This window comes from Massilia pinisoli (assembly GCF_024753285.1).
Lineage (GTDB): Bacteria > Pseudomonadota > Gammaproteobacteria > Burkholderiales > Burkholderiaceae_D > Telluria > Telluria pinisoli.
Genome location: NZ_JANUGW010000003.1, coordinates 24,608 through 37,733, shown reverse-complemented (window position 1 = coordinate 37,733; position 13,126 = coordinate 24,608). Strand labels below are relative to the sequence as shown.

Genomic DNA, 13,126 nt, shown 5'->3' with positions numbered 1-13,126 from the left:
TTGGATCGGACGCCGCCCGCGGGCACGGGCGGCGGGTAAAACTCAGCGGCGCGCGCGGCCGCGCACGTCCAGGGTGGACGCCGGCAGGTCGACCGTCACGCTCGTCGCGTTCTTGCCTGCGGCATCCTCAGCCAGCACGACCTTGTACTTGCCCTTGGCGATGCGCCAGGTCTTGGACTTCTCGTCGAACATGCCGAGGATGCGCGGCTCGACGACGACATCGACCTCTTTCGATTCGCCAGGCTGCAGCGCGACCTTGTCCCAGCCGGCCAAACGCTTCGGCGCTTCCCACTTCGTGGCAAGCGGCGACACGTACACCTGCGGCACGTCCTTGCCGGCGACGCTGCCCGTGTTCGTGACCTTGAAGCGCACGTGCAGGCGGCCATCCTTCACCTGGCTGGCGAGGCCGGCATAGCTGAACGTCGTGTACGACAGGCCGTGGCCGAACGGGAACAGCGGCGTCAGGCCCTGCTTGTCAAACCATTTGTAGCCGACGGCCGCGCCTTCCTTGTACTCGACCGTGAACTGCTGGTCCGGCTGTTTCGGATCGCCGTCCAGCTTCGGACGCGGCAGCTGCTCTTCGGACACGGGGAACGTGGCCGGCAGGTGGCCCGACGGATTGACGGCGCCGAACAGCACGCGCGCGATCGCCTCGCCGCCGCTCGTGCCCGGATACCATGCTTCCAGCACGGCCGGCGTCTTCGCGACCCACGGCATCGCGACGGGGCCGCCCGTCTCCAGCACGACGACGGTGCGCGCATTGGCCCCGGCCACGCTGTCGATCAGCTTGTCCTGGTTGTCCGGCAGCGCCAGCGACGTCGCGTCATTCGCCTCGCCGATCCACTGCGTCGCGAACACGAGCGCGACGTCCGCCTGCGCGGCCACGCGCGCGGCACGCGCGGGGTCAAGGCCGTCGTCGTACACGACCTTCGCATTCGGCGCCAGCGCCTGGATCGCGCGCAGCGGCGACGACGGGTGGTACACGACGGGGCCCGGCCAGCTCTTCGGCTCCAGGCCTTTCACGGCCATGCCGCCCACCGGATACACCTGCGACGAGCCGCCGCCCGACAGCACGCCGACGTCGGCATGGCCGCCGATGATGGCGATGGTCTTCACGTCCTTCGACAGCGGCAGTACCTTGTTGTCGTTCTTCAGCAGCACGGCGCCCTCTTCCGCCGTCGCGCGGCTCACCGCACCGTTCTTTGCGAAGTCGATGGTGCCGCCCTGCGCGACCGGATTGTCGACGACGCCCTTGGCGAACATGGCGCGCACGATGCGCGTTGCCATGTCGTCGAGGCGCGCTTCCGACACGTGGCCGTTCTTGACGGCTTCTTCCAGCGCGCCGCCGAAGTACGGCGACTTGTCGAATTCCTGGCCCGACTGGCGGTCCAGGCCGTGATTCGCGGCTTCCACGGTGCTGTGCGTCGCGCCCCAGTCGGACATCACGTAGCCCTTGAAGCCCCAGTCCTTCTTGAGCACTTCGTTCAGCAGGTAGTCGTTCTCGCACGCATAGGTGCCGTACACGCGGTTGTACGAGCACATGACGGAGCCGGCGTCGGACTGTTCCAGCGCGAGCTGCATCGCGAGCAGGTCGGACATGCGCGATGCGGCCTTGTCGATGCGAACGTCCAGTTCGTTGCGGCCCGTTTCCTGGTCGTTCAGCGCGTAGTGCTTGACGGTCGAGATCACGTGGTTCGACTCGATGCCCTTGACGGCATGGCCGACGATCGTGCCGGCCAGCAGAGGATCTTCGCCCGCGTATTCGAAGTTGCGGCCGTTGCGCGGATCGCGCATCAGGTTCACGCCGCCAGCCAGCATCACGTTGAAGCCGGACGCGCGCGCCTCGGAACCGATCATCGCGCCGCCCGCATAGGCCATCTGCGTGTCCCACGTCGATGCGGTGGCGAGGCCCGACGGCAGCTGCGTGCGCTCGCGCGGGGTCGGCGTGGCCTGGGTGGCGACGCCGAGGCCGGCGTCCGTCTCCAGCAGGTCCGGCAGGCCGAGGCGCGGGTTACCCGGCACGAAGCCGGCCGAGAACGGGATCGCGCCGTCGATCGGCTTCGTGGTCTTGGGCGGGAACGCCGTGCCGAAATAGCCGAACACCCAGCGCAGCTTTTCCTGGCGGGTCATGGCCTTGACGGCGAGTTCGGCGCGCTGGTCGGCGCTCAGGGAACGGTTCATCCACGGCTGCTGGGCAGGCGTGTCGGCGGCGGTGGCGAACAGCGGGAAGGCGGCAGTCAGGGCCGCGACGAGGGTCAGGTGACGGAGGCGCATGGGACGAAGCTCTTTAAGGGATGGATCGTTATCAGTATTCGACGCAACGCCGCCGCGGACGCGCCGCGGCGGCAAGGGGATCGTTGCCGGTCAGACGGCCTTGACGTCCACGTACATGCGGGCGTATTTCGCGCCGAAGTACAGGATGAAGGCGTAGCACGCGGCCGGAACGAGGAACGAAGGCTGCAGGCCGATGACGTCCGCGGCTTGCGCCTGGATCACCGGCACGACGGCGCCGCCGGCGATCGCCATCACGAGCAGGCCGGAGCCCTGGCTCGTCTGCGGGCCCAGTTCGTGCACCGACATGCTGAAGATGGTCGGGAACATGATCGAGTTGAACAGGCCGACGGCCAGCACGGCCCACATCGCGAAGTGGCCGTGGCCGAACGTCGTCGCCACCAGCAGCGCGATGCACACGGCGGCATTGAACGCGAGGACCTTTCCCGGGCTGATGGTGCGCATCACGGCAGAACCGATGAAGCGGCCGACCATCGCGCCGCCCCAGTAGTAGGCGACGTAGTTCGCGCCGATTTCCGGCGTGAAGCCGGCGATGGACGCGTCGCCCATGTAGTTGATCAGGAAGCTGCCGATGCTCACCTCGGCGCCGACGTACACGAAGATCGCCAGCACGCCCAGCATCAGGCGCTTCTGCTTGAGGATCGAACCGGCGACCGTCGTGCCGGTGTCATCGTCGCGGATGACCGGCAGGCGGATCACGGCGAACAGGATGGCCAGGATCGCCAGCGTCGCGGCCAGGCCCAGGTACGGACCCTGCACGGCCTGCGCCTGCGCCAGTTTTTCGGCGGCCGTCATGTGGCTCGGATCGGCCACGGTCGAGATGTGCGACAGGATCAGGTAGCCGCCGACCGGGGGGCCGACGAAGGTGCCGAAGGAGTTCAGCGCCTGCGTCAGGTTCAGGCGGCTCGACGCGGTGGCCGGCGCGCCCAGCACGGTGACGTACGGGTTGGCGGCCACCTGCAGGATGGTGATGCCGCCGGCCAGCACGAACAGCGCGCACAGGAACAGCGCGTACACGCTCGTCGCGGCCGGGTAGAACAGCGCGGCGCCGACGGCGCACACGGCGAGGCCGACGACGGCGCCGGCTTTGTAGCCGATGCGGCGGATCAGCGCGCCGGCCGGGATCGACAGCAGGAAGTAGCCGCTGAAGAACGCGAGGTTCACCATCATCGCCTGTACGTACGTCAGGTTGTACACCGACTTCAGGTGCGGGATCAGGATGTCGTTCAGCGACGTCAGCAGGCCCCACATGAAGAACAGCGCGGTGACGACCGTGAGGGCAAAGGTGTAATTGGCGGGCTGGGCCCGATCGGCAGGCGCGATTGCGGCCTGTGAAGCACGTTCCATGCTTGTCTCCTTGTGGATGTTACCGCTAACTTATAAACGAGTAACTTTTTTGTAAAAAATATTCTGCATAAGCAGGATGGTGGGGTCAAACGCGACGTCGGGTTCGCGGCGGAGTTTAGTCAGTCGTCACTAAACATGCGCTACCCTCTTATGAAATCGGTTTCTTAAATTGAGAATATACCGGGCAAACAGCTGTTTAGTAAAGCCGACTAAACTTGACTTGAAGTGCCGACTGACGTTTGACCAAGGCGATTTTGATATGCAAGACTCCATTCAAACGAGCGGCGCCCAGGGCGTCGCAAATGATTCCGGAGACAGTGTGAACCCCGAACCCTCACGCACCCCAGCGGGCGCAAGCCCGGCGCCGGTCACGATCCGCGACCTGGCCAAGTACGCCGGCGTCTCGGCCGGCACGATCTCGCGCGCCCTCAAGAACGAGCCGGGCCTGACGGAAAGCACGCGCCAGATGGTGTTGTCGGCAGCCCACGAACTGGGCTATGACTTCTGCAAGCTGCGCCGCAAGCGCATCCGCCGCCTGACGTTCCTGCTGCACCGTCAGCACAACACGGCGGCCAGCAGCCCGTTCTATTCGCCCGTGCTGCACGGCGCCGAGGAAGCGTGCCGCAAGCAGGGCATCGTCTTGTCGTTCATGGCCGTGGGGCCGGCCGACGGGGTGACGGAACAGCTGCGCATGCACGCGCCGGATGCCATCGTGTGCGCCGGCTTCTTCGAACCCGAGTTGCTGAACGCCCTGCGCGGCAGCGGCAAGCCCCTCGTCCTCATCGACATGAAGCTGCGCGGCTACAGCTCCGTCAATCCGGACAACCACATGGGCGGTTACCTCGCCACGCGCCACCTGATTTCGCTGGGACGCGAGCGCATCGGCATGATCTCCGGCTCGCTGGGTCACTACAGCATCCGCGAGCGCAACCGCGGCTACCGCCAGGCGCTGTTCGACGCCGGCATGCTGGCCGACCCGCGCCTGGAGACGTGCATCCCGGATGGCGTCGACCTCGAGACGGGCGCCTACGAGGCGATGCAGGCGCTCCTGAACCAGCCGCACCCGCCCGATGCCGTGTTCTGCTACAACGACGCCGCCGCCCTCGTCGCGATGCGCGCCTGCCTCGCGGCCGGGAAGACGGTGCCGCACGACGTGTCGATCGTGGGCTTCGACGACATCCCCGGCGCCGTGCTGGGCCACCGTCCGCTGACGACCTTGCGCATCAACAAGAAGGAACTGGGCGCGCTGGGCGTCGAGTTGCTGCTGCGCGGCCCGCAGGACCCGCCGCTGGAACAGGTGGCCCCGGTCGAACTGATCGTGCGTGCCAGCACCGTGTGCGAGGACTACCGCATGCGCAGATAACCGCCCGCCATCGACCCGCATGGCGCCCGCGCCGCACGACGGGGCGCCTCTCACCGATTCACTCATCACGACCGACCCATGCTTCCCGATTTCCGATCCCGCGCGACACTGCTGCAGCACATCCGCCACACCCGCCAGTTCTACGATCCGCGCTGCACCGACCCGAGCGGCGGCTTCTATCATTTCTACAAGGACGACGGCACGGTCTACGATGCGCACACGCGCCACCTGGTGAGCAGCACGCGCTTCGTCTTCAATTTCTCGATGGCGTGGCGCCGGTTCCGCGAACCCGCCGACCGCGACCGCGTGCTGCACGGCCTGCGCTTTTTGCGCGACGCGCACCGCAATCCGGAAACGGGCGGCTATGCGTGGACGCTGGACTGGAACGACGGTGCGAAGAAGGTCACGGACGACACGAACCACTGCTACGGCCTCGCCTTCGTGCTGCTCGCATACGCGCACGCCATCATGGCCGGCGTCGACGAGGCGCGCGCCTGGCTGGACGAGACGTACGACCTGATGGAACGCCGCTTCTGGGAACCGGCGCACGGCCTGTACGCGGACGAGGCGAGCGGCGACTGGGCGACGCTGTTCCCGTACCGCGGCCAGAACGCCAACATGCACGCCTGCGAAGCGATGCTGGCCGCGTTCGACGCGACGGGCGACACGAAATTCCTGTGGCGCGCGGAGACGCTCGCGCACAACATCACCGTGCGCCAGGCCGCGCTGTACGGCAACCTGGTCTGGGAACACTACAACAGCGACTGGTCCGTCGACCCGGACTACAACCGCGACGACAAGACGAACATCTTCCGCCCGTGGGGCTACCAGCCGGGCCACCTGACGGAATGGGCCAAGCTCCTGTTGATCATGGAACGCCACAAGGACCTGATGGCCGGCCCGTCCGACTGGCTCGTGCCGCGCGCGCGCCAGCTGTTCGACGCGGCGCTGTCGAAGGCGTGGGATGCGCACCATGGCGGCATCTACTACGGCTTCGGCCCGCAGGACGAAATCTGCGACGCCGACAAATACTTCTGGGTGCAGGCCGAGAGCCTCGCCGCCGCCGCCCTCCTCGGCGCGCGCACGGGCGACCAGGCGTATTGGACGTGGTACGACCGCATCTGGGCCTATAGCTGGGAACACTTCGTCGACCACGAGCACGGCGCGTGGTACCGCATCCTCGGTCCGGCCAACGAAAAGCTGACCGATGAAAAGAGCCCGGCCGGCAAGGTCGACTACCACACGATGGGCGCCTGCTACGAAGTGCTGCCCGTGCTCACGAAGGACTGACATGATTGACATGAGCGACTTTCCCGTATTCGTCGCCGCAGGCGAAGCCCTGACGGACATGATCGTCGATGACGCCGCTGCCACGCGCTGGCACAGCGTGACGGGCGGCTCGACGTGGAACGTGGCGCGCGCGATGGCGAAGCTGGGCGCGCCCAGCGCGTTCGCGGGCGCCGTCAGCCGCGACGTATTCGGCGACCAGCTGTGGCGCGCCAGCCTCGACGCCGGCCTGGACGACCGCTTCCTGCAGCGCCTCGACAAATCGCCGCTGCTCGCCATCGTGCACAAGCTCGACCCGCCCAGCTATTTCTTCGTCGGCGACGACAGCGCCGACCTGCACTTCGACGCCGCGCTGCTGCCCCAAGGCTGGATGGGTGGGTGCCGCTGGGCGCACTTCGGCGGCATCAGCCTCGCGCGCCAGCCGCTGGCGGGCAAGCTCGTCGCACTCGCGGAGACACTGAAGGCGCACGGGGTACGCATCAGCTACGACCCGAACTTCCGCGCGCTGATGGACGAGAACTACGACCCCACCTTGCGCCGCATGACGGCGCTGGCCGACGTGATCAAGGTGTCGGAGGAAGACCTCGCCGGCCTGCTGCGCACGCACGATGCCGACGCCGCCTTCGCCACCTTGCGCGGCTGGAACCCCGATGCCAGCTACCTGTACACGAAAGGCGCGGCCGGCGCGTCGCTGCATACGCCCGCAGGGTCGTGGCAGGTGCCGGCACCGCGCATCACGCCCGTGGACACGGTCGGCGCGGGCGACGCCAGCATCGCGGCGCTCGCGTGGAGCATGCTGCATGCGCCCGAACGCGACGGCCTCGCGCACCTGCGCTTTGCCGTCGCCGCGGGCGCCGCGGCGTGTCTCGCGGCCGGTGCCACGCCGCCGTCGCTTGCTGCGATCGATACCTTGCTGGCCGGGATGCATGCCTGATCACCAGCAGTTTTCGAACGTGACGCCGACGGTGTAGCCGGACAGCGTCGTGCCGAAAATGCCATTGGCGGCCAGCGGATCGTTCACGCGCGCCGCCGCGCGCGCGGCCTCGTTCCAGTGCGCGTGCGTGAAGAACAGCCGCAGTTCGGGACGGTCGAAATAGCCGGGCGCGGACGAGAACGCGACGGCGCCCGTGAACTTGGTCAGCCGGCGTACGTCGCCGTTCTGCGGCGCGACGCGGTCGTGGCCGAGGTCCGCCAGCAGCTTCACGTGGTCGCGCAGGCCGTACGACAGGCGTCCCCCGGCCGACGCCCACGTCTTCGCTTTCGCCGCATCGTGCGCCGTGTCGCGCTGCCAGACGCCGACGAGTTCCGCGCCGAAGCGCCGCGTGACCTGCGCATACCAGCTGTCGACGACGCGCAGCCGGTGCACGTCGCGGCCGTTCGTGATGTCGCCCGTCGCGCCGTTGTCCGTGCCCGCGCCCGTGCCCCACTGCAGCGCGAGGCGGTTCTCGCCGGCGCCGGCCAGCAGGCGCTGGCGGTGCTGCACCGTGACCATCGAGCCGCCGTGGTGGCCAAGCTCGCCGTCGCCGCGGATCAGCGCGAGGCCCAGTTCCAGCGTCCCGCCCGGATTCACGGGCATGCCGCGCAGCTGGAAGTCGTGGCGGTTCGCCGTGTCGCCCACGCGCATGATCGGCATCGTCTGCTGGTCGTCGTGCAGGTAGGCGTAGCTGAACTGCATCGGGCCCACGGGCACGTTCTCGATGCCGGCACCCATGCCCGACGGATTCCAGTACAGGAAGTCGTTGACGTTCGCGCCTTCGCGCTTGTAGTAGCGCCGGCCGATCCACACGGACGCGCCGCGCAGCCCGGACAGGTGCTCGATCGCGAAATACGCCTGCGGCAGGCCGATCTTCCAGCTGCCCTCCGGCCGCCTCGCATTGCTCGACGCGGCCGCGTTGCCGAGATTGAGCATCGCGTACGCCTTCACCTGCTCGCCGTCGTCGCCGTTCTGCAAGGTCTGGCCCAGCATCGTCTCGCCATAGACGCCGCACTCGTTGCCGAGCCGGTATTTGGCGCCCGCGCCGGCAAGGCCGAAGCAGGTCTGGCCGCCGTGCTCGGAATTGGCGGCCGCGTTGGCGCGCAGGTAGTTCTGGATGTCCAGCGCGGACGCGGGGATGCTCCACGCGAGCGCGAGCAGCGCCAGCGCGATGTGGTTCATGCGCATGTTGTCTCCTGATGTTTTGGGCAAAGCGAGTCCCGTCCGGCCGCGGCGCAGATGCCGCGGCAGGTCAATGGAACAGGATCATTCGCAGGGTGGGCACCCCGTGCCCACCCTACAGGGCAGGCTCGAGCAGGGCTTCGACTTCGTTCTCAGTGGGCGCGTACGGCCCCGCATGCATGGCAGCCGTGGCGGCCACCGCCGCGATGCGCGCGAGCTGGCGCGGTGCCGGCATCTCCGGATGCAGCAGCAGCCCGCTGATCCACGCGGCCATCGACGCGTCGCCGCAGCCGACGGTATCGACGACGTCGACGCGGCATGCCGGAGCGTCGAGCACCTGATCGCCGCCGATCAGGGAAAGACCGTCGGCACCGCGCGTAAAGAGGATCTCGGCAGCCGGCGCCAGCGCGCGCAGCGCCGCGAGCGCGTCGCGCTGCGCGAGGCCCGGGAACAGGCCTTCCAGATCTTCGTCCGACACCTTGACGTGGCTGGCGATCGACGCGATCAGCTCGAACGTGGGCCGGTACGACGCGTCGCGCATCGCGGTGCGGAAGTTCGGGTCGAACGCGATGCGCTTGCCGGCCTGGCGTGCCATCAGCGCCTGTTCCACGAGGCGCCGCGCCAGCGGGCCGCGCGCCAGTGCCAGGCTGCCCACGTGGATGACGTCGGCCGCGTCGAGCCAGCCGGCCGGCAGCAGCTCGGGCCGGAAGTGCAGGTCCGCGCTGTTCTCGCCCAGGAAGACGTAACGGGGCGGATGGCGCGACGTCACCATCGCGATGAACGGCGGCGCATCGACACGCTGCAGGAAGCGCGCATCCAGGCCGGCCGCGGCACCCGCCTCCGCGATCTCGTCGCCGAAGGCATCCATGCTGACGGCGCCGGCATACCCCGTGGGCACGCCGAGCCGCGCGCCGACGCGGGCCACGTTCCAGCACGAGCCGCCGGGCAGCGAGCGCCACGTGCCGTCGTCCTGGCGGATCATGTCGGTGAGCGCTTCGCCGAAGACCACGTAGCGGGGGAGTCGTTGTGCTTGCATGTCAGTTCGCCTGTTGTTGGTAACGCCATTTATCGAGCATCACGGCCAGCACGATGACCGTGCCTTTCGCGACGTACTGCCAGAACGACGACAAGCCGAGGATCGTGAGGCCGTTGTTGAGGAGGCCGATGATCAGCGCGCCCGTCACCGTGCCCCAGATCGTGCCCACACCGCCCATCAGGCTCGTGCCGCCGAGGACCACCGCCGCGATCGCATCGAGTTCGTAGCCGGAGCCCCAGTTGCCGTTCGCACCATACAGCCGGCTGGCCGACATGGCGCCCGCGGTGCCCGCGCACAGGCCGGAAAACGCATACACGAACACGAGGACGAGACCGACCTTGATGCCGGTGAGGCGCGCCGCCTGCGCATTGCCGCCCACCGCATACACGTGCATGCCGAGCACCGTGCGGCGCAGGATGAACCACGCGAGCACCACGAGCGCGGCAGCGACCCACACGAGCCAAGGCAGGCCGGCGAACGAGCCGTTGCCGATCCACTCGAAGCTCGGGATCTCGCGGTTCAGGATCGTCGTGCCGTCGGCGAGAAGGTACGCGGTACCGCGCAGCGCCGTCATCGTGCCGAGCGTGACGACGAACGGATTGATCTTGAAGACGGCGACGAGCAAGCCGTTGAGCAGCCCCATGCCGAGGCCCGCGAGCACGAAGACGGGCAACGACAGCGACGGCGCATGGCCCGGCAGCGATGCGATCATCCCCAGCACGGCGGACACGGCGAGCACGGAACCGACGGACAGGTCGATGCCGCCCGTGAGGATCACGAACGTCATGCCGGTCGCGAGCACGAGGTTGATGGAGCTCTGGCGCAGCACGTTCATCGTGTTGGCCATCGTCGCGAAATTCGACACGCCGTCTTCGGCAAAGTAGCCGGTCAGGAAGTAGAACACGACGTACAGCGCGACGAGTACGGGCAGCATGCCCATCGTCGCGAACATGCGCGAGAACGCCTGCTTGACGCCGCCGTGCGTGCCCGCATGCGGCGCCGCGGGAAGGGATGATTTCAGAGTCTGCATGATGTCTCCTATGCGGCCTGGGCCAGGGTGGCCAGTGCCATGATGTTTTCCTGGGTGATGCCTTCGCCTTCCAGTTCGCCCGCGAGCCAGCCTTCGCGCATCACGACCACGCGGTCGCACACGCCGATGATTTCCGCCAGTTCGCTCGAGATGCACAGCACCGCGACGCCGGCGTCGGCCAGTTCGTGGATGATCCGGTAGATCTCGTGCTTGGCGCCGATGTCCACGCCGCGCGTGGGCTCGTCGAGGATCAGCACGCGCGGCTTGATTTCCAGCCAGCGCGCCAGCAGCAGCTTTTGCTGGTTGCCGCCCGAGAGCCCGCCGATGATGCCGTTCGGTCCCGCGCCGCGCGCCGACAGCTTCGACATCGCATCGCGCGTGACGTCCAGCAGCTCGCCCCGGCGCAGCACGCCGCAGCGCGCGTGCTTGCCCAGCACGTTCATCGTCACGTTCGCGAGCAGGGTCTGTTGCAGGAACAGGCCTTGCCCCTTCCGGTCTTCCGGCACGTACGCGAGGCCCAGGCGGATGGCGTCGAGCGGCGTGCGGATCGACACGGGCCGGCCATCCACTTCGACCGTGCCCCCCGCGAGGCGGTCGGCGCCGAAGACGAGGCGCGCCAGTTCCGTGCGGCCCGCGCCCACGAGACCCGCGAGTCCGACGATCTCGCCGGCCCGCACTTCCAGTGTCGCGGGATGCACCTTGGCGCCGTGCACGCCGGCCAGCTTCAGGCGCACGGGCCCGGGCGCGCGCCGCGCCGTGTGTTCATAAAAGCCGCCCAGTTCGCGGCCGACCATCATCCGGACGACCGTGTCCGGCGTCGCTTCCTCGCGCGTCAGCTCGCCGATCCACGTGCCGTCGCGCAGCACGGTCACGCGGTCCGCGAGCATGCGCACCTCGGCCATGCGGTGGCTGATGTAGATGATCGCGATGCCGCGCTCGCGCAGCGCACGCATCACGTCGAACAGGCGCGCCGTCTCGCGTTCGGACAGCGCCGCCGTCGGCTCGTCCATGATCAGCACGCGGCTGTCGTGCACGAGGGCGCGGGCGATCTCGACCTGCTGCTGGTCGGCGATCGACAGACCGCTCGCGATGCGCGTGGGTGCGAACGTGGCGCCCAGGGTCTTCAGCACCTCGGCCGCGCGCTGGTTCATCCGGGCCGTGTCGACGATGCCGAAGCGCCCGCGCGGCTCCGCGCCCATGAAGATGTTTTGCGCGACGGTGAGGTTCGCCGCGACGGACAGCTCCTGGTAGATCAGGTTGATGCCGCAGGCGCGCGCATCCGCCGAGCAGCCGATGCGAACAAGCTTGCCGGCCACGCGGATCTCGCCGGCGTCCGGCTGGTACACGCCGGCCAGGATCTTCATCAGGGTGCTCTTGCCGGCACCGTTTTCGCCCATCAGCGCGTGGATCTCGCCGGGACGGATGGTCAGCTGGACGCCGTCGAGCACCGTGACGGCGCCGAACCGCTTGCGGATGCCGGATACCTCCAGCACGGGTGGTGGTGATGTTGTTGCCATGTCTCCTCCGATGAGGTGATGGACCGGCCGCACGGGCCGGCCGCATTTTTAGTGGCTGGCCCAGCCCTTGTAGGCGAACACGTTGTCCTTCGTGATCGCTGGCGTGGGAATCAGCACGACCGGGTTCGCGGGACGCTTGCCGTTCATGATGTCGTAGCCGATGTCGACGGCCATGGTGGCCATCTTGTAGGGGTCTTGTGCCGTGGTGACGGCGAAGATGCTGTTCTTCGCGCGGAGCGCCGCTTCCGCGTCGGGCGCGCCGTCGACGGAGGCGACCATCTGCACGTCGGCGCGGCCGGCCTGCTTGACCGCGAGTTCGGCGCCGATCGCGGAGGGGTCGTTGATGGCGAAGACGGCATCGATGCGGCGATGCGCGATCAACAGGTTCGTCATGACTTCCATGCCGCCATCGAGGCTACCCTTCGCATCCTGGTTGTCCGACACGATGCGGATGCCGGTGCCCGCGAACGCCCGCTTGCAGCCGGCCACGCGCGCGGTGACGGCGGTGACGGGCGGCCCGTTGACGATCACGACGTTGCCCTTGCCGTGCAGGCGCTCCACGATGCGCTTGCACGACTCGGTGCCGGCCATCGTGTTGTCGGACATGATCGTCGCGTCCGCATTGTCGGCACCCACGTCGACGGCCATCACGACGATGCCTGCGTTGCGCGCCTTCTGCAGCACGGGCGCGATACCTTTCGGATCGGACGCGTTGACGATTAGGATGTCGACCTTGTTGGCGATGAAGTTTTCGATCTGGCCGACCTGCGTATTGAGGTCGTATTTGCTGGACACGGTCGTGACCTTGACCTTGTCGCCGCCGACCTTGCGGGCCGCGTCGCTGGCGCCCTTGCCGATCGCGACGAAATACGGATTGGCGAGGTCGCTGACGGCGACGCCGACGGATTTCAGCGGCCGCGCCGCGCTGGCCGGGCCGGCCAGCGAGAAGGCGACCGCCGCGATGCATCCGAACACGGCTTGTTTTTTCATGACGTAGTCTCCGAACTGTTTTATCGGGGGCGGCGCGGCTCGTGGTCCGCTGAGGCATGCCACCCTTGTTGTGATGTGTCGTTGCGAATAACTTTACACGTGTCGACTT

General features: G+C 67.8%; 10 protein-coding genes. 3 read left to right on the top strand and 7 right to left on the bottom strand.

Features of this window, described 5'->3' with window-relative positions; genetic code table 11:
- Positions 1-42: 42 nt before the first annotated feature.
- The gene (locus NX784_RS04420) at positions 43-2,274 is read right to left on the bottom strand and encodes a glycoside hydrolase family 3 C-terminal domain-containing protein (protein WP_258815486.1); all 2,232 of its coding nucleotides are present in this window, start codon (positions 2,272-2,274) and stop codon (positions 43-45) included.
- A 90-nt stretch (positions 2,275-2,364) separates the two neighbouring features.
- Complete coding sequence (locus NX784_RS04415) at positions 2,365-3,639, bottom strand: sugar MFS transporter (RefSeq protein ID WP_258815485.1); 1,275 nt, start codon at positions 3,637-3,639, stop codon at positions 2,365-2,367.
- Positions 3,640-3,958: 319 nt separating this feature from the next.
- Between NX784_RS04415 and NX784_RS04410 the strand changes: the two genes are divergently transcribed.
- The 3 genes from NX784_RS04410 (at position 3,959) to NX784_RS04400 (ending at position 7,223) form a co-directional block, all read left to right on the top strand.
- On the top strand, positions 3,959-5,002 hold the full coding sequence (locus NX784_RS04410; RefSeq protein WP_258815484.1) for a LacI family DNA-binding transcriptional regulator: 1,044 nt from the start codon (positions 3,959-3,961) through the stop codon (positions 5,000-5,002).
- 78 nt (positions 5,003-5,080) lie between these two features.
- Entirely contained in the window at positions 5,081-6,292 is a 1,212-nt protein-coding gene (locus tag NX784_RS04405; RefSeq protein WP_258815483.1) for an AGE family epimerase/isomerase, read from the top strand.
- A 1-nt stretch (position 6,293) separates the two neighbouring features.
- A complete protein-coding gene (locus NX784_RS04400) occupies positions 6,294-7,223 on the top strand; it encodes a carbohydrate kinase family protein (protein WP_258815482.1) in 930 nt (309 codons plus the stop codon).
- On the opposite strand, the gene NX784_RS04395 is transcribed toward NX784_RS04400, so the two are convergent.
- The 5 genes from NX784_RS04395 to NX784_RS04375 form a co-directional block, all read right to left on the bottom strand.
- A complete protein-coding gene (locus NX784_RS04395; protein ID WP_258815481.1) occupies positions 7,224-8,450 on the bottom strand; it encodes a maltoporin in 1,227 nt (408 codons plus the stop codon). It abuts the gene before it with no gap.
- 109 nt (positions 8,451-8,559) lie between these two features.
- A complete protein-coding gene (locus tag NX784_RS04390; protein ID WP_258815480.1) occupies positions 8,560-9,480 on the bottom strand; it encodes a carbohydrate kinase family protein in 921 nt (306 codons plus the stop codon).
- A gap of 1 nt (position 9,481) precedes the next feature.
- Entirely contained in the window at positions 9,482-10,510 is a 1,029-nt protein-coding gene (locus NX784_RS04385) for an ABC transporter permease subunit (protein WP_370662908.1), read from the bottom strand.
- 8 nt (positions 10,511-10,518) lie between these two features.
- Positions 10,519-12,027: a sugar ABC transporter ATP-binding protein gene (locus tag NX784_RS04380; protein ID WP_258815479.1), complete on the bottom strand. Its 1,509-nt coding sequence runs from the start codon at positions 12,025-12,027 to the stop codon at positions 10,519-10,521.
- Between the two features lie 48 nt (positions 12,028-12,075).
- On the bottom strand, positions 12,076-13,017 hold the full coding sequence (locus tag NX784_RS04375) for an ABC transporter substrate-binding protein (RefSeq protein WP_258815478.1): 942 nt from the start codon (positions 13,015-13,017) through the stop codon (positions 12,076-12,078).
- Between the last annotated feature and the right edge of the window lie 109 nt (positions 13,018-13,126).

What these genes read in the sequence shown, in the direction of transcription:
- NX784_RS04420 (WP_258815486.1), bottom strand. Translation starts at nt 2,274, where the DNA reads ATGCGCCTCCGTCACCTGACCCTCGTCGCGGCCCTGACTGCCGCCTTC.
- NX784_RS04415 (WP_258815485.1), bottom strand. Translation starts at nt 3,639, where the DNA reads ATGGAACGTGCTTCACAGGCCGCAATCGCGCCTGCCGATCGGGCCCAG.
- NX784_RS04405 (WP_258815483.1), top strand. Translation starts at nt 5,081, where the DNA reads ATGCTTCCCGATTTCCGATCCCGCGCGACACTGCTGCAGCACATCCGC.
- NX784_RS04400 (WP_258815482.1), top strand. Translation starts at nt 6,294, where the DNA reads ATGATTGACATGAGCGACTTTCCCGTATTCGTCGCCGCAGGCGAAGCC.
- NX784_RS04395 (WP_258815481.1), bottom strand. Translation starts at nt 8,450, where the DNA reads ATGCGCATGAACCACATCGCGCTGGCGCTGCTCGCGCTCGCGTGGAGC.
- NX784_RS04390 (WP_258815480.1), bottom strand. Translation starts at nt 9,480, where the DNA reads ATGCAAGCACAACGACTCCCCCGCTACGTGGTCTTCGGCGAAGCGCTC.
- NX784_RS04385 (WP_370662908.1), bottom strand. Translation starts at nt 10,510, where the DNA reads ATGCAGACTCTGAAATCATCCCTTCCCGCGGCGCCGCATGCGGGCACG.
- NX784_RS04380 (WP_258815479.1), bottom strand. Translation starts at nt 12,027, where the DNA reads ATGGCAACAACATCACCACCACCCGTGCTGGAGGTATCCGGCATCCGC.
- NX784_RS04375 (WP_258815478.1), bottom strand. Translation starts at nt 13,017, where the DNA reads ATGAAAAAACAAGCCGTGTTCGGATGCATCGCGGCGGTCGCCTTCTCG.